We start from the raw sequence: 20,420 nt of genomic DNA on the forward strand, positions 1-20,420 counted from the left end.
GGCGCTGCCGCTTGAAGGCGCGGGGTCCGGACTGCTGTGGCACGCTTCCGCGTCCGTGCCGCGGCCCGCCGTCGACATCGTCGTCCCGTTCGCCGGCTCGGCTGCCGCGCTGGCCGAGGTCGTGGGGCGGATGGGCTCTCTCGATCTCGCCGACGCCGACACGGTGACCGTCGTCGACAACCGGCCGTCGCAAGAGGTCACCGCGCCGCCCGCGTCCGCTCGGGTTCGCATCGTCACCGCTCCGGAACGCCAGTCCTCGTACCACGCGCGCAACCGCGGCGCGGCCGCCGGAAGCAACCCCTGGATCCTCTTCCTCGACGGCGACGTCCGCCCGGCGCCGGGACTGCTCGACGCGCTCTTCGACCCCGAGCCGAAGCCGCACACCGGCGTGCTCGCCGGCGGCATCTTGGACACCGGCGACGACGCGGTCGCGCTCGGCGTCGCGGACCACGCGTCGCTCGGGGCCGACGTCACGCTCGACCGGCCGTGGGCGTACGCGCAGACCGCCAACGCCGCCGTGCGCCGCGAGGCGTTCGAGGCGGTCGGCGGGTTCGTCGGCGAGATCCGGTCGGCCGGCGACGCCGACCTCTGCTTCCGCCTGCGCGAAGCGGGCTGGGCGATCGAGCGCCGCCCGCACGCCCGCGTCGGCCACGTCAGCCGCGACCGACTCCGCAGGCTCGCCGGCCAGAAGGCCCGCCACGGGGCCGGCGCCGCGTGGCTCGAGCGCCGCTGGCCCGGCTCGATGCCGCCCGAGCACGTCCACCCGGCCGACCTGCTCCGCGACGTCGCCCGCGCCGCCCGCCGTGCCGTCACCGGCGATGCAGAAGCCGCTCGCGCCGCCCTCGTCCGCCCGACGACCTGGGCCGCGTTCCACGCCGGCCGGAGGCTCTCCAACGAGGCGCCCGCCGGCCGCGAGAGCTGGCGAAGGCTCGACGGGTGGCTGCGGTGACGGCCGACGCCCCTCGCGGGGTCTCCGCCGGCGGAGCGGGATGCCTTCGATGATCTCCGTGATCGTCCGGGCGAAGAACGAGTCCGGGGGGATCGGGCGGGTTCTGGACATCCTCGCCGCGCAGGTGGTCGACGACGAGGTCGAGGTGCTCGTCGTCGACAGCGGGTCGACGGACGGGACCGTCGAGATCGCGAGGGAGCGCGGCGTGCGGGTGATCGAGATCCCGCGGTTCACGTTCGGCGGTGCGTTGAACTGCGGTGCCGCGGCGGCGCGCGGCGACATCCTCGTCGCGCTCTCGGCGCACGCGTACCCGCCGGACGAGCGGTGGCTCTCCCGGTTGGCCGCGCACTTCGAGGCCGACCGGGTGGCGTGCGCTTGCTACGGGCTCGCCGATCCGGACGGCGTGCCGCTCGACGGCCCGTACGTGCAGGACGCCGCGACCGCGCGGCGCGTGCCGGAGTGGGGGTACTCGAACGCCGCGGGGGCGTTCCGCGCGGACCTCTGGCGCTCGTACCCGTTCCGCTGGGACATGCCCGGCTGCGAGGACAAGGAGTGGGCGCTGCACTGGATGGACCGCGGCTACGTCTGCGTCGTCGACCCGGCCGTCATCACCGACCACGACCACTCCGACGACACGATCGGCGAGAACCTCGAGCGCTACCGCCGCGAGTGGGTCGGCCTCCGCCAGATGGACGCCGGCGTCCCGTCGTGGACCGTCCGGGAGGCGCTCGAGGCGTGGTGGAGCGAGCCGCGCGGCTGGCCGTCCCTGCTGCGCGCCCGCCGCAGCCCGAAGCGCGCCGCCCGCATCCTCGGCGAGTGGCGCGGCCGGCGCTGGACGCCGCCGCCTCCGCCGCCCGTCGCGATCTTCGCCGACCGCTTCCCCGAGCTGTCGGAGTCGTTCATCGGCAGCGAGGCCGCGGCGCTCGCTCGCGCGGGGCATCGCGTGACGGTCGAGACGCGCGGCCTGCCGAAGACGCCGGGCGAGGCGCCGGCCGGGGTGCCCGTCCACTACCTGGGCGACGAGTCGAGACCGGAACGGCTGGCGGCGATGGCGTGGCTGGCGCTGCGCCACCCGCGAGCCTGCGGGGCCGACCTGCGAGCACGCAAGCGCTGGGCGGAGCACGAGCCGGTCCAGCCGCTGCGCCGCCTCGCCGTCCGCGCACGGCGGCTCGCCAAGCAGGACGGCGTCCACCTGCACGCCCACTTCGCCTACGAGGCCGCGCTCGAGGCCGTCCGGATCGGGCGCGTGATCGGCGCGCCGGTCAGCATCACGGCGCACGCGTACGAGATCTACCAGGACCGCCGCAACCTCGAGGCGAAGGTCCGCGCCGCGCACTTCGTGACGAGCGGCTGCGACTACACCGTCCGCGACCTGCGCGCCGTCGCGGGGGAGGCGCTCGCGGGCGGGGTGTTCAAGATCGTCATGGGCGTCGACGCCGGCCGCTTCCGCCGCAGCACCCCTCCGCCGGGCGGCCGGCACGTCGCCGCCGTCGGGCGGCTCATCGAGAAGAAGGGCTTCACCGACCTGGTCCGCGCCGTCGCGCGACTGGACGACGTGACGGCCGAGATCGCCGGCGACGGTCCCGGCCGCGCGGCGCTCGAGGCGGAGATCGAACGGCTCGGCGTCGGCGATCGGGTCACGCTGCTCGGCGCGACGCCCCCGGAGGGCGTACGCGCGCTGCTCGAGCGCGCCGACCTCCTCTGCATGCCCTGCGTCGTCGCGGCCAACGGCGACCGCGACTCGATGCCCGTCGTCGTCAAGGAGGCGATGGCGATGGAGCTGCCGATCGTCGCCACGAACGAGGTCGGCCTGCCCGAGATCGTCCGCCCGCCGTGGGGCCGCCTCGCGCCGCCGCACGACGACGAGGCGCTGGCCGCCGCCATCGAGGAGGTGCTCGCCCTGTCGCCGGAGGAACGCGCGGAGGCCGGCCGGGCGGGGCGGGAGCACGTGCTCCGCTGGGCGAACGTCGACGAGGAGGCGCGCAAGCTCTCGAACCTCATCCGCGCCGCCGCGGTGACGCGCGCGAACTAGAGAGGCAGAGAAGATCCGCGGGGCCGCCGTCCAAGACCGGTCGTCAAGGCAACCCCGCCTTCGGTGGGCCACCGTGCGGCCGCTAGGGAAGGTCGCGGACGCGGCGCGCGGGGACGCCGGCGTAGAGGCCGTGCGGCTCGCAGTCCTCGCGGACGACCGCGCCCGCAGCGACGACGCAGCCGGTGCCGACGGTCACGCCGGGGAGGACGATCGCGCGCGAGCCGATCCAGCAGCCGTCCTCGACCACGACCGGCGCCGTGCGGTAGCGGCCCGCGCGGCGCGTGCGGTCGCCCGGCTCGTGGGTCGAGGTGCAGAGCATCACCTCCATCCCGAGGTCGACGCGCTCGCCCAAGACGATCGCGTCGCGGCTGTCGAAGTAGCAGCGGTGGTTGACCCACGTCCCCGCGCCGATCGTCACGCCGGCGCCGAAGAACCACACGCCGTACTGCACGCGCGCGTCGGGATGCACCCGCAGGCCGCCGCGGCGCAGCAGCCGGCCGCGGCGCTCCTCGCCGATCGCATGCGAGGCGGCCAGGTGGTTCACCAGCACGTTCCACCGCGGCGAGTCGATCGTGCTCACGACCCGAGCAGCTCCCGGTAGAGGGCGTCCATCCCGTCGGCCGCGCGGTCGACGGAGAAGTCCTCGGCACGCGCGCGGCAGGCCGCCTGGGTGCCCGGATCCGACGACAGCTCCAGCGCCTCCAGCAGCGCCCGCGCCAGCGCATCCGCGCCGCCGTCGAACAGCCGCCCCACGGACGGCCGGTCGACGATCTCCGGGAACGCCCCGGCGTCCGTTCCGACCACCGGCGTGCCGCAGGCCATCGACTCGATGAGCACGATCCCGAACGCCTCGCCGATCGACGGCAGCGCCGACACCCACGCCGACGCGTACAGCGCGCGCATCGCCGCCGGGTCCGCTCCCGGCGAGACCAGCGAGACGCCCTCGGCGGCCGCGAGCTCCGCCGCCCGCTCCGGCGACGACGGCTGGATGAGCACGAGCCGCGCGTCCGGACGCTCCCGCCGCACGAGGCCGAAGGCCTCGACCAGGAGCGGCACCCGCTTGCGCGCAACGTCGGGGGTCGCGGCGCAGAAGACGGTCGGCTCGGCCGCACGGTCGCCGGGCCCGAACGCGCTCAGGTCGACGGCCGGGTGCAGCACGCGCGGCTCGATGCCGTACCGCCACCAGAACCCGTCGCGCGCCCAGCGGCTCAGCGCCGTGACGGCCGTGCACAGCCGCGCCGCCCGCGGCACGGCGTCGAACCGCACGCGCAGGTACGGGTTCGGGATCCCGGTCAGCGAGAGGATCGACGGCCGGCCGGTCCGGCGGCCCCAGAGGCCCGCGAGCACGCCGTCGGTGGGGTAGAAGGCGTGCGCGAGCACGTCGTCGCCGCGCAGCAGCGGCCGCGCGGCGAACGGCAGGTGCGTCCAGAAGTCGTCGAATCCGAGCCGCCGCAGCCGCTGCTCCCCGCGCCCGCGCGCCACGCGCGAGACCGGCAGCCCCGCCTCGTCGGACGAGTCGCGCCGGTCCGGATGGCTCGTGATCAGCCGCGGCGACCAGCCCCGCGCGCGCAGGCCGCGGCCGAGGTCGTCGATGTAGCGCTCGGACCCGCGCGCGACCTCCGGCCAGTACGTGGGGTTCAGGAACGCGACGCTGCCGCTCACGCGCCCGCGGCCTCCGGCGCGCGCCCGCGCAGGTAGCCGAGCGCCTCGCCCAGCAGCCCGCGCTCGAACCACGCCGTCGCGCCGGCGACGACGAGCACGTAGACCGCGAGGGCCAACCCAGCCGTCGCGCCGTCCGACGGCAGCGCCGCCCGCAGCGCGAGCACGGCCAGGACGCCCGGGACGACCGGCGCGACCGCGCGCAGCGCCTGGCGCGTCCAGCTGAACGTCGGGAACAGCAGCCGCAGGTAGTGCACGCGGCACGCCATCTGCGCGAGCGCCAGCGCGAACGAGGCGAGCGCCAGACCGCGCAGCCCGTCCAGGATCAGCAACGGGATCGCGGTCGCGAGGAACACCGCCAGCGTGATCCCCGCCGCCTTCGCGAACGGCACCGTCCGCCCGACGGCGCGGAAGTACGCCGTCCAGTTGAAGCCGACCTGCGTGATCGCGGTGACGATGCCGAGCGACTGCAGCAGCACGACCGCCGGCTGCCAGCGGTCGCCGAGCACGAAGTCGACGAGGTCCTGCGCGAACAGCGTGACGCCGATCCCGAACGGGACGCCCCACATCAGCGCGAGCCGGTTCGACTTGACGAACGACTCCTGCAGCAGCGCGGGGCGGTCGACGACGCGGCAGATCGCGGGGTACAGCGTGTCGGTGACGATCTTGTCGACCTGCCCGGTGTAGCGCGTCAGGTTGTTCGCCAGGGCGATCGCACCGAGGCCGGCGAGCCCCACCGTCGCCTCGCCGGCGATGACCGTCGTCTGCGCGATGACGAGCCCCGACCCGCCCGCGACGACGAGCGGCCACGAGAACTGGACGTAGTCGCGGACGTGCCCGTCGGGGCGCCGCAGCCGGATGCTGTACGGCGTCGCCCACAGCACCACGAGGACCTGCGCCCAGCATCCCGCCAGCGCGCCGATCACCAGCGACCACACGCCGGCACCGCCCACCGCGAGGGCGACCGTGACGGCGAAGCCGACGACCGGGTCGATCGACTGCAGCGTCCGCTGCCGCACGTAGTCCATGTCGCGGTAGAAGACCCAGATCGGCGCCTGCAGCGCCATGCCCGGCAGCGTCAGCGCGAGCAGCAGCCCGGGAAGCAGCACGTCGCGCTGCCCGAGCAGCAGCGCGTACAGCGGCATGACGACGAGCATGAGCAGCGTGAGCGCCGACGCGACGATCAGCTCGAGCGTGAAGAAGACGTGGAACGCGTGCTCCTGGTTCTCCTCGCGCTGCTGGATGAACTTGTCGCCGATCCCGATGTCCTTGAGCCACAGGACGGTGCCGAGGACGGCCATGACGACGCCCCACGTGCCGTACTCCGACGCGGCGAGGAACCCGGCGACGACGAACCCGCGCGCGAGGGAGAGGACGTTCAGCCCGACCAGCCAGACCGCGGAGACGATCGTCCCGCGGGCCGCGCGCACGCGCATGCCGCCGGTGTCCCCCTGCGGCCGTCCGGTGGCCTCCACCGTCGTGGTCACCTCGGCGAAGCTACAGAACGAGCGTGCGGCTCACGGCACTTCCCCGCAGCAGCGCGGCGAGGCCGACCGCGTCCGCCGCGGCGTACGCGACGAAGCGCTTGAGCGCCCACGGCTTCGGCGGCCACGGCGGGCCGGCGACGCGCGCGTAGGGCACCGCCGCCGCGGCCGCGAGCAGCGGCTTGCGCGTGACCGCCGCGGCGATGACGCCCGCCACCAGGAGGTCGAACGTCGCGCTGCGCGGGCTGAGGAACACGCGGCCGACGAGGTGCTCGCGCAGCTCCGGCACGTCGTGGACGAGCGGGGGGAAGAACGCGAGCCGCTCGCGCTCGGCGATGTAGCCGCGAGCGCGGCGCGGGAACACGGCGTGGTGCACGAGCGCGTCGGGCGCCCATGCGGCGCGCGCGCCGGTGCGGCGGACGGCCCAGCCGAAGAGCGTGTCTTCGGCGAACGACTTCACGCCGGGCGGCAGGCGCAGCCCGCGGCCGGGCGTGCCGGCGGTCGCGACGCGCGGGAAGCCGCCCGCGCGCTCGAACGCCGCTCGCGTGACGAGCAGGTTCGCCGTCTCGTAGAGCGGCGACGGCCGGGTGACGTGCAGGGTCCGGTCGTAGAAGCCGATCGGCGCGCCGGGAGGCGGCGTGATCCGCCCCTGCACGAGCTCCGCTGCGTCGAGCCGGGCGACGCCGCGCTCCAGCCAGTCCGGTGCGGGCTCGCAGTCCGCGTCGGTGAACGCGATGAGCGGCGCGGTCGTGGCGGCGACGCCCGCGTTGCGCGCCTCGGCCGGCCCGCCGCCGTCGATCGTCGAGAGCACGCGGGCGCCGGCAGCCTCGGCCAGGCGAGGCGTCGCGTCGGTCGAGCGGTCGTCGACGACCACGAGCTCGACCTCGCCCGCGTAGGTCTGCGCCGCGAGCGCGGCCAGCGTCTTGGGCAGCGTCGCGGCGGCGTTGCGCGCGGGGATGACGACGGCGACGTCGGCCATGGAGCGCGGCGAGCGTACCGGCGGCTGTGGCAGGATCGCGGCCCGTGGCGCCCAAGGTCACCGTCGCCGTGCCCTCGCACGACCGGCCGCTGCGCCTCCGGTGGCTGCTGAACGCGCTCGAGGAGCAGACGCTGCGCGCGGACGACTTCGAGGTCGTCGTCGTGCACGACTCCGGCGACGACACCGAGCGGCTGATCGCCACGCACCCGCTCACCCGCGCCGGCCGGCTGCGGCACGTCCGGCTGGAGCGCAACACGGGCACCGCGAGCCGTCAGCGCAACGTCGCATGGCGGGAGGCGCGCGCGCCGCTCGTCGCGTTCACCGACGACGACTGCCGACCCTCGCCGGGCTGGCTCGCGGCGCTGCTCGTTGTCGCGGAGGAGCATCCCGGCGCCTTCGTCCAGGGCCGCACGCTGCCGGACCCGTACGAGTCGGCGATCCTCGACGCGACGCCGAACGTGCGCACCCTCGAGGTCGAGCCGCCGACGCCGCACTGCCCGACCGCGAACGTCCTCTACCCGCGCGCGCTGCTGGAGCGGCTGGGCGGCTTCCTCGAGGACCCCGACCTCGCGGCGGGCGAGGACACCGACCTCGCGTGCCGCGCGCAGGAGGCCGGCGCCGAGCACGCCGCCGCCCCCGGTGCCGTCGTCTTCCACGCCGTCACCGCGGTGCCGCTGCGCGGCCGCGTCCGCGCCGCCCGCCGCTGGGCCGACCTCGCGTACGTCCCGAAGGCGCACCCGTGGATGCGCCGCCACCTCTTCCTCCGCGTCTTCTGGCGCCCGTCCCACGCCGCGCTGCTCCTGGCGGCCGCCGGGATGACCGCCGCGGCGCCGCCGGTCGGAGGCAGGGCTGGCATCGCGCGCCGCGCGTTCGGCCTCGCCGCTTCCGTGCCGTACCTCGTCCTGCTCCGCTACGCCGAACCGAGCATCCGGAGAGCCGTCCGCCACGGCCCCGGCCGAGCCGCCGTCGACGCCGCCGAGATCGCCGCGCTCGCGAAAGGCAGCGCGAGGCACCGGACGGTGATGTTGTGAAGGTCGCGCTGCTCACCCCGCGCTACTTCCCCGAGGTGCGGAGGGGGACGGAGCGGGTGGTTCGGGAGGTCGCGGCGCAGCTCGTCGCTCGAGGCCACGAGCCGCGGATCGTCACGAGCCATCGCGGCGCGCCGTCGCGGCGGGTCGAGGACGGGACGCCGGTGCTGCGGCTGCCGCGGCCGCCGGGGGAGGGGCGGCTGCGGCGCCAGGCGTTCGTGGACCACCTCGCGCACGTGCCGCTGTCGTATGCGGCGCTGGCGCTCGGCGACGACGACCTCGCGCATGCGTTCTACGCGACCGACGGGGTCGCCGCCGTTCGCTGGGCGCGCCGGCACGGGCGGCCGGCGGTGCTGTCGTACAACGGGCTGCCGAACCGGAAGGTGCTGGCGGCGCGGCGGCTCGCGCTCGGGACGCTGCAGCGGTCGGTGCTGGCGGCCGACGCCGTCGTCGTGCCGAGCCTCGCGTCGGCGCGTGCGATGGAGCGCTGGCTCGGCGTCACGGCCAAGCCGATCTGGCCGGGCGTCGACACCGAGGTCTTCGCCCCGGCCGCTCCGCGCTCGCCGGAGCCGGTGATCCTCTGCGCGGCCGCCGCCGACGACGACCGCAAGCGCGTCGCGCTTCTGGCGGAGGCGCTGCCGATCGTCCGGCGCTCGCGCCGGGGGACGCGGCTGCAGCTCATCCGGCCCGCTGATCCGGCGCGCGCGCGGCAGTTCGCCAAGATGGAGGGGATCGAGCTGCTCCCGCCGGCCGACGACGCCCGCGAGATGGCCCGCCGCTACTCGGCCGCGTGGGTGTCGGCGCTGCCGGCCTACGACGAGGCGTTCGGGCTCGTGCTCGCCGAGGCGCTCGCGTGCGGCACGCCCGGCGTCGGGCGTGACGACGCGGGCATCCCGGAGGTGCTCGACGGCGACGGCGTCGGACGCCTGTTCTCCGGCGACGACCCCGCCGCGGTCGCGACCGCGCTCCTCGAGGGGCTCGAGCTCGCCGAGGCACCCGGCACCGCGGAGGCATGCCGCGCCCACGCCCGCCAGTTCTCGACGACCGCCGCGGGCGCCGCGCACGAAGCGCTTTACCGCGAGGTCCTCGCGCGCTGATCAGCGGCTCTCGGCGCGGAGGTCCCGGACGAGCTTCGCCGGCACCCCCGCGACGAGCGAGCTGGGCGGGTACTCGCGCGAGCCCGTCAGGACGGCGCCGGCGGCGACGACCGAGTTCGCGCCGAGGACCGTTCCGCGGGTGATGACCGCGCCGGCGGCGACGAAGACGCTCTCGCCGATCGTCACCGGCTCGACCATCAAGGGGGCATCCCAGAACGGGCCGTCGTGGGCCTCGAAGGAGTGGTCGCTGTCGAGCACGGTCACGCGCTCGGCGAGGCCGGCGCCGTCGCCCACCTCGATCCGCTCGGCGCAGTGCAGGACGCAGAAGTAGCTGACCTGGACGCGCTCGCCGACGACGATCGCTCCGTCCGCCTTGAGCACAGCGTGCGCGCGGACGAACGCCTCGCGGCCGACATCGATCGACCCGCCGCGCAGCTGCAGCCGTGCGAAGTCGCCGAGCTTCGCGCCATCGCCGAGCGTCAACCGGTTGCTGCCGCGCGGGAACAGCTCGAGCGTCACGCCGCGGCCGATCGTCACGTCGCGCCCGACCCGCAGCTCCAGCCGCGCGTCGCCGTGGCGTCCCCACGGATCGAAGGTCACCGCGGGCCACCCGGAGAGGACCGCACCATGCGGCGCGTCGACCGCGAGCGAGGCGCCCTGGCGGCCCAGCTGCACGCCCAGCCAGCGCGTCCACGCGGCGAACCGCGCGCGCCCGGTGCGGCTCACGCCGGCACCTCGGTGCGGCGGAACCAGAACCCGCTCGCCACGTGCGCGATCTCGGACATCGCCGGGACGAGCCGGGCGAGCGCCGCGGTCCGCTCACGCTCCAGGGCGTGGTTCGCGACGAGCACCTCGAAGCGATCGTTGAACGCAAGCAGCGCCTGGAGCAGGTGGTGCTCCTGCCAGTACGCCCCGAACGCGTCCATCAGCACCCGCGGGTACTCGTACGGCCGGAACACGTCGTGCACGTGGACGACGACGCCCGGCGCCAGGGAGGGCACGGCCTCCAGCAGCAGGTAGAGGACGTCGTTGGCGGGGCGGACGGTGTGCGTCGTGTCGATGAACAGCACGTCGCCGCCGCGCAGCGCGGTGAACTCCTCGAGCGGCACCGCGTCCGCCGTCCACGCCCGCACGTCGGCGCGCGCGCCGAGGCGCTCCAAGACGGGCGACGGGTACGGGTCGACGATGCGGTGCTCACCCGGCGACCCCTCGGCCGCGTTGCGCCGCAGCGCCCCCGCGATGACGAGCGACGAGAACCCCGCCCCGATCTCCAGCACGCGCCGCGGCCGGTGCGCGCGGACCATCGCGTGCAGGATCGCCGCGTCGACCGGTCCGTACATCGGGTTGTCGAAGTAGTAGCCCTCGTCGTCACCGGGCCCGTGGCGCGGCGGGCGGAACTCCGCGAGAGGCGGCGCGAGGTCGCCCTCGAGCCACGCCAGCTGCGCGTCGAGGTCGAGCGGCAGCCCCGGCATCGGCGAGGCGTCCGTCCACGTCGACGGCGGCAGGGCGTCCGTGTCGGGGATCGGGCTGTAGTAGTTCGCGCGAACGAGGTGGTAGCCGCCGCGGCGCGCGACCGCGCGCAGCCGGTGGTAGAGCCGCCAGGCCGCACGTTCGCGGGCCAGCCGCGCTCTTGCCCGCGCCCTGCGCGGGATCCCCTTCCCCCTCACGGGGGCGGCACGTTACCTACCGCCGCTTGGCCTTGGCCCGCTTCGGCACTGCCAGCTTCGCGCGCCCGCAGCCCGAGTACCGGATGCGGCGCACGACCTTGCGGTTCGACCGCGTCGTCCCCGTGACCGTGACGGTGAACGCCTTCGCGGGCAGCCTCGCGATGCGCGCGGTCCTGCGCAGCGCGCGGCCGCGCACCGTCTTGACCCGCTTGCCGTTGACGCGGATGACCGCCTTCTTCAGCCGCTTGCCCCGGAACCGCACGGACACCGGGATCTTCCGCGTGCGCGGGCACCGCGGCGTCGCGAGCCGCGTGACCGGCACGCCGGTCGCCACCAGCCCGCTGCTCAGCGCGGCCTGCTGCGGCGGCGCGCCCGCGTCGCCCGTGCACCCGCCGCCGGCGTTCGTCAGCTTGAGCACCGACTCGGTCTGCGTCGCGTAGAGGCAGCCGTCGTCGCCGACGGCGACGAGGTCGCCGCGCGAGCCGCCGGTCATGAGGTCGCGAGTCGTGCCCGACGGCAGGTCGACGCGCGTCACGAAGCCGTCGGTGCGGTTGACGACGAGGAACGGGGGAGCGCTCTCGCCCGCAGCGCGCCGGCCGAGCGCCACGCCGTCGGCGTGCGGCACTGACGCGATCGGCGTACGCGCGCCGGGCTGCGACGCGTTCGTGCCGGCGACGGAGCTGATCGTCGCGCCGCTCGCGTCCGGCTCGTGCGCGATGTAGAGCGTCCCGTCGGGCGCGAAGGTGATGCCGTCCACCGAGAGGTCGCCGACGTACGTGCTCGCAACGCCGTCGTGGATGCGCAGGATCGACCGGCCGCAGCCGACGGTCGAGACGAAGAGGTCGCCGCTGATCGGGTCGGTCGCCAGCGCCGTGGGACACCGGATCCCAGTGGCCACGGACCGCACCGGGCCGCCGCTCTGCGGGTCGAGCTCGACGACGTCGCCGGCGCCCGGACGCGTGTACCGCGCGCCGTAGATGCGGCCCGCGCGATCGAACGTGATGCCGGTGAGCAGGTCGCCGCCCGAGGCGACCGGCAGCCGCCCGGCGCTCGCGTCGCCGCCGGCCGCCGAGAAGCGGTAGAGCCGGTCACGCGCGGAGACGAAGACCGAGCCTTCGGGTCCCATCGCCAGCCCGATCGGCCCGAGCCCGCGCTCGGCGTCGAACGGGAACCCCGTGGCGAACGGGGTCACCGCCGCGCCGGAGGCCGCCGTCGCCGCGGCATGAGCGCCGCCCGCTCCCGTGCCGAGCACCGTCAGGGCGATCCCCACCGCCGCGACCCGGCCTTTCATGACCCCACGTCCACGCACACCAGCCTCCGTTCCCGCGCACCTGCCGTGATGCGATGAACGACGGTCGGTCCGGGAACTTGCGCTGACCGTTCGCGCCGGGTCGCGCGGCTAACGGATGCCGCGCAGGAAGCGGGCGATCTCCGCCGCCACCCGGTCGGGCGCGTCCTCGTGGAGGAAGTGCCCGGCGTCCTCGAGCACGACGAGCTCGGCGTGCGGGATCTCGCGCTTGAACCGGTGCGCGGACGCGACCGGCGCGAACGCATCCTCCCCGCCCCAGAGCACGAGCGTCGGGACGTCCAGCGCGGCGAGCCGCCCGCGGTACCGGGCGAGCTGGCTGAACTCGCCCGAGCGGTAGAGCGCGAGATGCGCCGCCCGGCGCCGCTCGTCGGCGTAGCCCTTCCAGTACTCGTCGAGCGCCTCGTCGGTCGTGCCCGGGGAGGCCTGCCGGAGGATGTCGCCGAACGAGCGCCGCGTGATGCCCGCCAGCAGCTGCTCGCCCTGGTCCGGCGTGCGCAGCCCCTGCGCGAGCCCGTGCCAGCGGCCGTCCGGGAAGAACCCGGTGCCCATGATCACGAGCGCCCGGACCGCGTACTCGCGCTCGCACGCCCACCGCAGCCCGATCAGCCCACCCCAGTCGTGCACCACCAGCGCGACCGGCGCCAGGTCGTGCTGCGCGACGAAGTCGTCGAGCGCCTCGATGTGGTCGGTCCACGTCCCGTCGCGGTCCTCGAACGGCTCCGAGTCGCCGTAGCCGGGGAAGTCCGGCGCGACCGCATGCCACCCGGCGTCGGCCACGGCGGGCATGACGTCCCGCCACAGGTACGACGAGTTGGGATAGCCGTGCAGCAGCAGCGCCGTCGGCGCCGCGCGGTCTCCGGCCTCGCGGTACGCCAAGTCCATCTCGGGCGTGGATGGTGCCACCACCGCCCGTGTCAGACAAATCGGTCAGATATGCGGTGCGTGGCGATCGACGATCGCGTCGAGCGCGGCGCCCCCCGGCAGCGTGCCGTAGGCGAGGCCGCCGTCGCCCGCCAGTCGCGCGGCGCAGAACGCGTCCGCGACCTCCGACGGCGCATTGCGGACGAGCAGGGAGCCCTGGAGCGCCAGCGCGAGCTTCTCGACGATCCGGCGCGCGCGGCGCTCGACCCCGTCGAGGTCGCCGAACTCCGCCCGCAGGCCGGCGACGAAGGCGTCGAGCCGAGCGTCGGCGCCGGAGGCCAGGTCGACCTCTGAGAAGTACGCGTCGAGGGCCTGCGGCGACTTGGCGAGCGCGCGGAGGACGTCGAGCGCGTTGACGTTGCCCGAGCCCTCCCAGATCGAGTTCACCGGCGCCTCGCGGTACAGGCGCGGCATCCCCGACTCCTCGACGTAGCCGTTGCCGCCGAGGCACTCCATCGCCTCGAACGCGTGGCCCGGCAGCCGCTTGCAGACCCAGTACTTGCCGACCGCGGTCGCGAGGCGCTTGAACGCCGTGTCCTCCTCGTCGTAGGCGCGCGCGAGGCGCATCGCCAGGGCGGTCGCGGCCTCGGACTCGATCGCGAGGTCCGCGAGGACGTTCTGCATGAGCGGCTGCTCGACGAGGCGCTTGCCGAACGCGCTTCGGTGCTGCGCATGCCAGATCGCCTGCGCGACGCCCCAGCGCATCCCGGCGGCGCTGCCGATGACGCAGTCCAGCCGCGTGTGGGCGACCATCTCGATGATCGTCGGCACGCCGCGGCCGGGCTCGCCCACCAGCCAGCCGTGGGTGTGGTCGAACTCGACCTCGGACGAGGCGTTCGAGCGGTTGCCGAGCTTGTCCTTCAGGCGCTGGAGGCGGAACGTGTTGCGCGTCCCGTCGGGCAGCACGCGCGGGACGAGGAAGCAGGAGACGCCCTCGGCGGTCTGCGCGAGGACGAGGAACACGTCGCACATCGGCGCGCTGCAGAACCACTTGTGGCCGGTGAGCAGCCAGCTGTCGCCGGCGGGCTCCGCGCGCGTCGTGTTCGCGCGCACGTCGGAGCCGCCCTGCTTCTCGGTCATCGCCATGCCGCACTTGGCCGAGGCCTTGCCGGCGCCCAGCTCGGGCTCGTAGAGCGGGGCGGTGAGCCGCGGGATCCACTCGTCGGCCAGCTCGGGCGTCGTGCGCAGCGCCGGGACGGCCGCGAAGGTCATCGTGATCGGGCAGCCGTGGCCCGCCTCGGCCTGGCCCGAGCACATGTACATCGCGGCGCGCGCGACGTGCGCGCCGTCGCGGCCGGCGTTCCACGGGAGGCTGTGCAGCTCGTGCTCGGAGGCGAGCGCCATGAGCTGGTGGTAGGCCGGGTGGAACTCGACCTCGTCGATGCGGTGGCCGAACCGGTCGATCGTCCTCAGCTTCGGCGGGTTCTCGTTCGCCTGGTAGCCCCACGTGCTCAGCGGCGCGCCGCCCCACGCCCGGCCCACCTCGGCGCACCGCTCGCGCGCCCAGCCGGCGCCCTCGCGGTCGACCGCCTCGACCAGCGGGACGTTGGACGAGAAGAGGTCGAGGTCCTCCAGGGGGACGGCCTGGTTGGTGACCTCGTGCGAGATGAAGGGGCCCGAGAAGGCGTCGACGGCCATCGGGGCAGAATCGCACGTTCGTCGAGTTGACCTGCAACCGGAGCGTCTTCGTGCCGACCCAGACGGCGTGGGCTCGTGGCGCAACGAACAAGGCTTCACGCTCGTCGAGCTGCTCGTCAGCATGGTGCTGGGCGTCATCGTCCTCACCGCGACGCTGAACGTCCTCGACTCCGCGCGCGGGGTCATCAACCGCGACGACACGCGGGCGACGTCGGCGCAGAACCCGCTGCCGGGTGCCGCGCGCATGGTGCGCGAGCTGCGCGCGACCGAGGACGTCGTCGACATGGGCCCGAACTTCATCGACGTCATCGTGGCGGTGCGCGGCCAGCTCTCGCGCGTGCGGTTCGACTGCGACGTCGCCTCGACGAACAGCCCCACCAACCCGTACGACGACACGTACCGCCGTTGCGTCCGCCGCTCCGCCGACGCCGCGCCGAACGCCGATCCGCCGGCGCTGCCCGACATCTCGCAGGGCGTCGTGATGGTGGACCGGATCTGCCCCGGCACGTCGGCGACGACGTGCGACACGGCGACCGCGTCGCCCGTCTTCACCTGCCGCAGCGAGGATGGTGCGGTCGTCGCCTGCGCGCAGCTCCCGGCGCCGCCAGTCGATCCCGACGACCTCCCCGAGGCCGACGACGAGCCGCCCGCTCCGCGCTGGCCCGCGTCGGTCGACGTGAGCATCGCGGTTCCGGCCCGCGGCTCGACCGCGAACGGCCGCTACAGCCACCGCATCACCTTCAACGACGGCGTCTACCTCCGGAACATCGGCCGCAACCAGGAGGCGGACTCGTGAACGCGCACGTCCCGGCTCGCGACGGCGGCTTCACGATCATCGAGGTGATGGTCGCCGCCCTCATCCTCATGACGGGCGCGCTCGGGATCCTCGCCTCGCTCGACGCCTTCCGCTCCACCTCGACGTCGATGATCGCCCGCGAGGCGGCCACGCACGAGGCGGAGAAGCAGATCGAGATCCTGCGCGGCATCGGCTACCGCCGCCTGGTCCTGACCGCGTCGCCGGGCGCTCCGGCCGGCCCGAAGGACCCGCGTCAGGGCATCAGCGGCACGTCCTACCGCCCGTCGACGGACGCGGCGCTCGCGCCGATGGTCATCGACGGCTCGGCGGAGGGAGCGATCCCGCCGTCGGTCCCATGGTCCTCGGGCGACGCCTCCGGCACCGTCTACCGCTTCATCACCCAGGAGCCCGCGGGCACCGCCGGCTGCGGTCAGATCTGCCCGAAGCGCGTCAGCATCGGCGTCACGTTCACCGTGCGTGGCGCGATGCAGTCAGTCGTGATGTCGACGCTCGTCGCCGACCCGCAGTTCGGCGCGGCGGACGAGACCTCGACGCCGACAGCGAAGCCGGCCGCCTGCCCGTGCTGGACGACCTTCTACCTGTACGACACCCCTGCGGCATCCGCGACGCGCCAGACCCAGACGGGCGATCACGTGCTGCACACGCGCGACGACTACCCGGATCTCATGGGGACCGATCCGCCGCCGAACCCGTACGAGAACGCGCTGACCGCGCCGTTCGAGCCCACCCGCTACCGCTACGGAACCGACGCCGAGACGCTCAACGGCCTCGGCCTCACGTACCCCGGCGGCGCGCTCATCACCCACTCGGCCAGCTGCAACGGCGGCAACGGCAACAGCGCCGGCAACAAGCTGAAGAGCGCGCGCTGGTCGACGCGGCCGGTGCTGCAGAACACGGTGCTGCACGGCGACGCCGTGGCGACGATGTTCACGCAGATGGCGGGCGCCCTCAGCACGAGCGGCACGCTCTGCTTCACGTTCTACGACTGGGTCATCGACGGGACCGGCAAGATCGGCAGCAAGACCCAGCTGAGCACGTACATCTACTCCCAGAACCCGTGGCCGAGCGCGGCGCCGGATCAGATCGACACCGGGATCTTCCGCTACCTCGGCACCGGCGTGACCCGCACGCTCGTCGCCGGTCATGCGCTCGGCGTCGAGGTCACCGTCGACAACAACACCGCGGGTGCCGAGGCGGTCTTCTACGACCACCCGAACCTCGCCAGCACCGTCCAGGTCTCCTCCACCCCGGCCTTCTGACATGCGCGACCAGCTCGGCTCCGAACGTGGCAACACCGTGATCATCGCGGTGTTCGTCCTCACGCTCATGATGCTCCTCATCGGGACCGTCTTCTCGGTCACCACGAACCTCACGGGCAGCATCCGCAAGACGACGGACTCGCAGCGCGCGTTCCAGGCCGCGGATGCCGGCATCGACCGGGCGCTGACGCGCATCAACGCCTACCGGCCGACCGCGGCCCAGTGCGTCACGACCGTCGTCGCCTCGCCGTCGGCCGGGTGGTGCGCCGCGACCCCCGCCGAGGCCATGGGGCAGAACACGAGCTTCACCTACCAGGTGTCGTCGTCGGTGTCGCCGGTCTCGCAGTGCGGCGGCGTCACCCTGCCGGCCGGCTCCACCGGCGACCGCTGCGTCGTCTCCACCGGCACGGCCAACGGGGTGGTCCGGCGCGTCGCCGCGCGCGTTGCGATCTCGACGACCGCCACGCCGTTCAACTTCAACACGAGCCTGATCGGCTTCAAGGACGTGAAGGTGAGGAAGGGCGCGACGGTCAACGCCGCCCTCTCGTTCAACAACAAGCTCACCGTCGAGCGCAACGCTTACCTCAACGGCACCGTGACGCGCGGCCCGAAGGGCAAGATCAAGGGCTGGACCGGCACGCCGACCACGCTCACGTCGCCGCTCGTGCCGACGCTGCCGGACTTCTCGGTCTACGACCCGACCACGGGCACGAAGCGCGACAGCGCGACGTGGAACGACAACCTCTCGGTGTACGCGCCGTGGGCGTCCAATCCGAAGGTCACGTACAACGCCACGACCCGCGAGCTCGTCATCGGCGACGGCGTGAACTTCACGATGCCGCCGGGCGTCTACAACTTCTGCAAGATGTCGATCGGGAAGAACGCACGCGTGACGGTCGTGCCGCCCGTCGCCGGCGCGACGGTCCCGCAGGACGCCGTGCGGCTCTTCATCGACAGCCGCGACCGCGCCGGCTCGCGCTGCACGACGTCGGGGATGCTCGACAGCAAGACGAACTCGTCGTTCGTGAACGCCTCGGCCGACCCGCGCACGCTGCAGATCTTCGCCTGGAGCAAGAAGACGAAGATGAAGGTCGGCAACGCCGTCGGCTTCTCGGGGCTCGTCTGGGCACCGATGTCGAAGGTGAAGTTCAACGGCAAGGGCAGGCTCAAGGGCGGCGTCAGCGGCGCCACGGTCGAGGTCCACAAGGACATGACGATCGAGTGGAACTCGGTGCTGACCACGTGGACGATCCCCGACGCCGGCGTCTCGCAGGTCGTCAGCTGGCGCCAGTGCGTCACGACTGGCTCGCTGGCGCAGCCGTACGACGGCTGCCCGCTCGGCTAGGTGCCGTGAGGGAGAAGTTCGCCGGCATCTGACGGCGCCGCTATCGCGCCTGACGGCACCCGGCATCCACAGCCGGACAACCAGTACGACAGTGGATGCCGGTCGCCGTCAGACTCGATTCGGCATCCGCCAGCTGCGGCCGGACTTCTCCCTCACGCCACGACCGCCGCGCCCATTACGGTCAGGTGCCGTGCGCACCGCCGCCCGGATCCTCGCGCTCGCCGCGCTGCTGCTCGCCGCTTGGGTGAGCGTCGCCGCGACGGCCGAGCGCACCCCGCGTTGCTACGGGGCCGCCTCGCGCGACCCGCAGCAGCGCTGCCACAACCCCCGCCTGCGGCTCATGGTGCAGCCGACGCCCGCCGTCGCGCGGGGGCTCGGCAACGCGCCGTGCGAGACCGTCCAACCGGTGGAGCCGCCGTTCCCGTGCCTCTTCGGCGTCTCCGCCGACCGCGCGCGCACGTCGGTGGCGCTCATCGGCGACAGCCATGCCGCCCACTGGCGCGGGGCGGTCGACGTCGTCGCGCAGCGCCGCCGCTGGCGAGGCGTGTCGCTGACGAGCTCGGGCTGCCCGCTGACGTTCGCGCCGATCGTCGCGACGCCGGAGCGTCAGGCCGGCTGCAAGCGCGTCATGGACGGGATCGTCCGCTGGCTGGGCGAGCACCCCGAGATCACCCGCGTCTTCGTGTCCGACCACGGGAGCCGCGTCGTCCCCGCCGAGGGCGAGTCCGAGCGCGACGCGCAGATCGCCGGCTTCCGCGCCGCCTGGCGCGCGCTGCCGCCGTCGATCAAGCAGGTCGTCGTGATCCGCGACGCGCCCTGGAGCAGCGCGTCGACGTCGGACTGCATCGACCGCGCGATCGCGGCGCACCGCGACGCCGGCCGGGCGTGCGCGATCCCGCGGCGCCTGTCGCTGCGACCCGACGCTCAGGCGGCGGCGGCCAAGGGCCAGCCGCGCGCGAAGGTCGTCGACCTAACCGACCTCATGTGCGACCGCAAGCGCTGCTACCCGGTGATCGGCGGCGCGCTCGTCCACAAGGACCTCGGCCACCTCACCGCGATGTTCGCGACGACGATGGGGCCAGCCTTGAACCGAAAGCTAACGTCGACCGCAGGTCCGAGCTCGCGAGGACCGTAGGGCGAAACCAGACTTACGCCGCGCGGCGCAGCGGCTGCTCTTCGACCGGGATGAGCAGCGCGCGGGCGTCGAGGCGGCGGAACGCGCCGACCACCTCGGGATCGAACTGCCGGCCGGCCTGGGCGAGGATCTCCTCGACGGCCTGCTCGAGCGGCCATGCCTTCTTGTGGGGCCGCGGGTGGGCGAGGACGTCGAAGACGTCGGCGACGGCGGTGATGCGCCCGGCGAGCGGGATCGCGTCGCCGGCGAGGCCGCGCGGGTAGCCCGTCCCGTCCCACCGCTCGTGGTGGGTGTGGGCGATCTGCTCGGCGAGGCGGAGGATGGGGGAGCGGCTGCCGGAGAGGATCCGGGCGCCGATCTCGGTGTGCTGCTCGAGCATCTTGCGCTCGTGGTCGCTCAAGGCGCCCGGCTTGAGCCAGACGGCGTCCGGGATGCCGATCTTGCCGACGTCGTGCAGCGGGGCCGCGAAGCGCAGGTGCTCGATCGTCTCGGCCGACAGCCCCAGCTGCTTGGCCAGCAGCGCCGCCGTGCGGCCGACGCGCTTGGTGTGCTGGTTCGTGTCGTCGTCGCGGTACTCGGCGGCCAGCGCGAGGCGCTCGAGCGTCTCGCGGCGAGCCTCCTCGAGGTCCGCGGTACGGGCGCGCACCCAGCGCTGCAGGTCGTGGTTGCGGTCCTCGAGCGCGCGCTGCAGGCGGCGCGTCTGCAGGAGGTTGCCGACGCGCAGGAGCACCTCGACCTGGTCGAGCGGCTTGGTGACGAAGTCGCGGGCGCCCAGCCCGAGCGCACGGCGGCGCGTCGTGGGCGTGTCGTCGGCGGTCAGCACGAGGACGGCGACGCCGGTGGCCACGACCCGCTCCAGCAACGCGAACCCGTCCTCGCCGTCGACCTGGAGGTCGAGGACGACGAGATCGGCGTCGATGAGCTCGAGCATGTGCTCGACCTCCGCGGGGGTGCGCGGGGTCCGGACGTCCTCGTAGCCGGCGGCCTGGAGCATGCGCTGCAGCAGGGCCGCGCTCTCGGGGTCCTCGACGACGACGATGCGCTGAGCGCTCCCGGTGGGGTCGGGCATGAGCATGTTCTCCCGGTTCGTCGACCGCACCC

Annotated in this window: 18 protein-coding genes; 8 read left to right on the forward strand and 10 right to left on the reverse strand. The window is 74.1% G+C overall.

The features are described from left to right. Nucleotides 1-55: 55 nt before the first annotated feature. On the forward strand, nucleotides 56-949 hold the full coding sequence (locus tag AC1UE4_RS17355; RefSeq protein WP_482918563.1) for a glycosyltransferase: 894 nt from the start codon (nucleotides 56-58) through the stop codon (nucleotides 947-949). 49 nt (nucleotides 950-998) lie between these two features. Next, nucleotides 999-2,981 (forward strand): glycosyltransferase, encoded by a 1,983-nt coding sequence (locus AC1UE4_RS17360; RefSeq protein ID WP_482918564.1) that lies wholly within the window; start codon nucleotides 999-1,001, stop codon nucleotides 2,979-2,981. A gap of 82 nt (nucleotides 2,982-3,063) precedes the next feature. Here the strand turns inward: AC1UE4_RS17360 and AC1UE4_RS17365 are convergent, their stop codons facing one another. From AC1UE4_RS17365 to AC1UE4_RS17380, 4 genes are read right to left on the reverse strand one after another with little or no spacing between them, the layout of a single operon-like run. After that, on the reverse strand, nucleotides 3,064-3,561 hold the full coding sequence (locus tag AC1UE4_RS17365) for an acyltransferase (protein WP_482918565.1): 498 nt from the start codon (nucleotides 3,559-3,561) through the stop codon (nucleotides 3,064-3,066). Next, the gene (locus AC1UE4_RS17370) at nucleotides 3,558-4,643 is read right to left on the reverse strand and encodes a glycosyltransferase family 4 protein (RefSeq protein WP_482918566.1); all 1,086 of its coding nucleotides are present in this window, start codon (nucleotides 4,641-4,643) and stop codon (nucleotides 3,558-3,560) included. Before AC1UE4_RS17370 ends, AC1UE4_RS17365 begins: the two co-directional genes overlap by 4 nt. Continuing rightward, nucleotides 4,640-6,127, reverse strand: coding sequence for an oligosaccharide flippase family protein (locus AC1UE4_RS17375; protein WP_482918567.1), 1,488 nt, complete (start codon nucleotides 6,125-6,127; stop codon nucleotides 4,640-4,642). Before AC1UE4_RS17375 ends, AC1UE4_RS17370 begins: the two co-directional genes overlap by 4 nt. A gap of 10 nt (nucleotides 6,128-6,137) precedes the next feature. Next, entirely contained in the window at nucleotides 6,138-7,103 is a 966-nt protein-coding gene (locus AC1UE4_RS17380; RefSeq protein ID WP_482918568.1) for a glycosyltransferase family 2 protein, read from the reverse strand. A gap of 44 nt (nucleotides 7,104-7,147) precedes the next feature. Between AC1UE4_RS17380 and AC1UE4_RS17385 the strand changes: the two genes are divergently transcribed. Together AC1UE4_RS17385 and AC1UE4_RS17390 are read left to right on the forward strand one after the other, a co-directional pair. Beyond that, entirely contained in the window at nucleotides 7,148-8,134 is a 987-nt protein-coding gene (locus AC1UE4_RS17385) for a glycosyltransferase family 2 protein (protein ID WP_482918569.1), read from the forward strand. After that, entirely contained in the window at nucleotides 8,131-9,228 is a 1,098-nt protein-coding gene (locus tag AC1UE4_RS17390) for a glycosyltransferase family 4 protein (RefSeq protein WP_482918570.1), read from the forward strand. The genes AC1UE4_RS17385 and AC1UE4_RS17390 overlap by 4 nt, the downstream gene beginning before the upstream one ends. Here the strand turns inward: AC1UE4_RS17390 and AC1UE4_RS17395 are convergent, their stop codons facing one another. The 5 genes from AC1UE4_RS17395 to AC1UE4_RS17415 all read right to left on the reverse strand — a co-directional run bounded on the left by AC1UE4_RS17395 (nucleotide 9,229) and on the right by AC1UE4_RS17415 (nucleotide 14,763). After that, nucleotides 9,229-9,954 carry an acyltransferase gene (locus AC1UE4_RS17395; protein ID WP_482918571.1) on the reverse strand — a complete coding sequence of 242 codons (726 nt, stop codon included), beginning with the start codon at nucleotides 9,952-9,954 and terminating at the stop codon, nucleotides 9,229-9,231. Further along, the gene (locus tag AC1UE4_RS17400; RefSeq protein ID WP_482918572.1) at nucleotides 9,951-10,895 is read right to left on the reverse strand and encodes a class I SAM-dependent methyltransferase; all 945 of its coding nucleotides are present in this window, start codon (nucleotides 10,893-10,895) and stop codon (nucleotides 9,951-9,953) included. Before AC1UE4_RS17400 ends, AC1UE4_RS17395 begins: the two co-directional genes overlap by 4 nt. A gap of 16 nt (nucleotides 10,896-10,911) precedes the next feature. Beyond that, nucleotides 10,912-12,186, reverse strand: coding sequence for an NHL repeat-containing protein (locus AC1UE4_RS17405; RefSeq protein ID WP_482918573.1), 1,275 nt, complete (start codon nucleotides 12,184-12,186; stop codon nucleotides 10,912-10,914). Nucleotides 12,187-12,294: 108 nt separating this feature from the next. Then, entirely contained in the window at nucleotides 12,295-13,107 is an 813-nt protein-coding gene (locus tag AC1UE4_RS17410; RefSeq protein ID WP_482918574.1) for an alpha/beta fold hydrolase, read from the reverse strand. A 24-nt stretch (nucleotides 13,108-13,131) separates the two neighbouring features. Then, a complete protein-coding gene (locus AC1UE4_RS17415) occupies nucleotides 13,132-14,763 on the reverse strand; it encodes an acyl-CoA dehydrogenase family protein (protein WP_482918575.1) in 1,632 nt (543 codons plus the stop codon). Nucleotides 14,764-14,830: 67 nt separating this feature from the next. Here AC1UE4_RS17415 and AC1UE4_RS17420 point away from each other — a divergent pair, with 67 nt between their 5' ends. The 4 genes from AC1UE4_RS17420 (at nucleotide 14,831) to AC1UE4_RS17435 (ending at nucleotide 19,319) form a co-directional block, all read left to right on the forward strand. Further along, nucleotides 14,831-15,559, forward strand: coding sequence for a PilW family protein (locus AC1UE4_RS17420; RefSeq protein ID WP_482918576.1), 729 nt, complete (start codon nucleotides 14,831-14,833; stop codon nucleotides 15,557-15,559). Next, on the forward strand, nucleotides 15,556-16,839 hold the full coding sequence (locus AC1UE4_RS17425) for a type IV pilus modification PilV family protein (protein WP_482918577.1): 1,284 nt from the start codon (nucleotides 15,556-15,558) through the stop codon (nucleotides 16,837-16,839). The genes AC1UE4_RS17420 and AC1UE4_RS17425 overlap by 4 nt, the downstream gene beginning before the upstream one ends. Before the next feature lies 1 nt (nucleotide 16,840). Next, on the forward strand, nucleotides 16,841-18,184 hold the full coding sequence (locus AC1UE4_RS17430) for a DUF7305 domain-containing protein (RefSeq protein WP_482918578.1): 1,344 nt from the start codon (nucleotides 16,841-16,843) through the stop codon (nucleotides 18,182-18,184). A 190-nt stretch (nucleotides 18,185-18,374) separates the two neighbouring features. Then, on the forward strand, nucleotides 18,375-19,319 hold the full coding sequence (locus AC1UE4_RS17435; protein ID WP_482918579.1) for an SGNH hydrolase domain-containing protein: 945 nt from the start codon (nucleotides 18,375-18,377) through the stop codon (nucleotides 19,317-19,319). A gap of 13 nt (nucleotides 19,320-19,332) precedes the next feature. On the opposite strand, the gene AC1UE4_RS17440 is transcribed toward AC1UE4_RS17435, so the two are convergent. Beyond that, a complete protein-coding gene (locus AC1UE4_RS17440) occupies nucleotides 19,333-20,388 on the reverse strand; it encodes an HD domain-containing phosphohydrolase (protein WP_482918580.1) in 1,056 nt (351 codons plus the stop codon). Nucleotides 20,389-20,420: the final 32 nt, after the last annotated feature.

The sequence above is a fragment of the Parviterribacter kavangonensis genome (genome assembly GCF_056863335.1).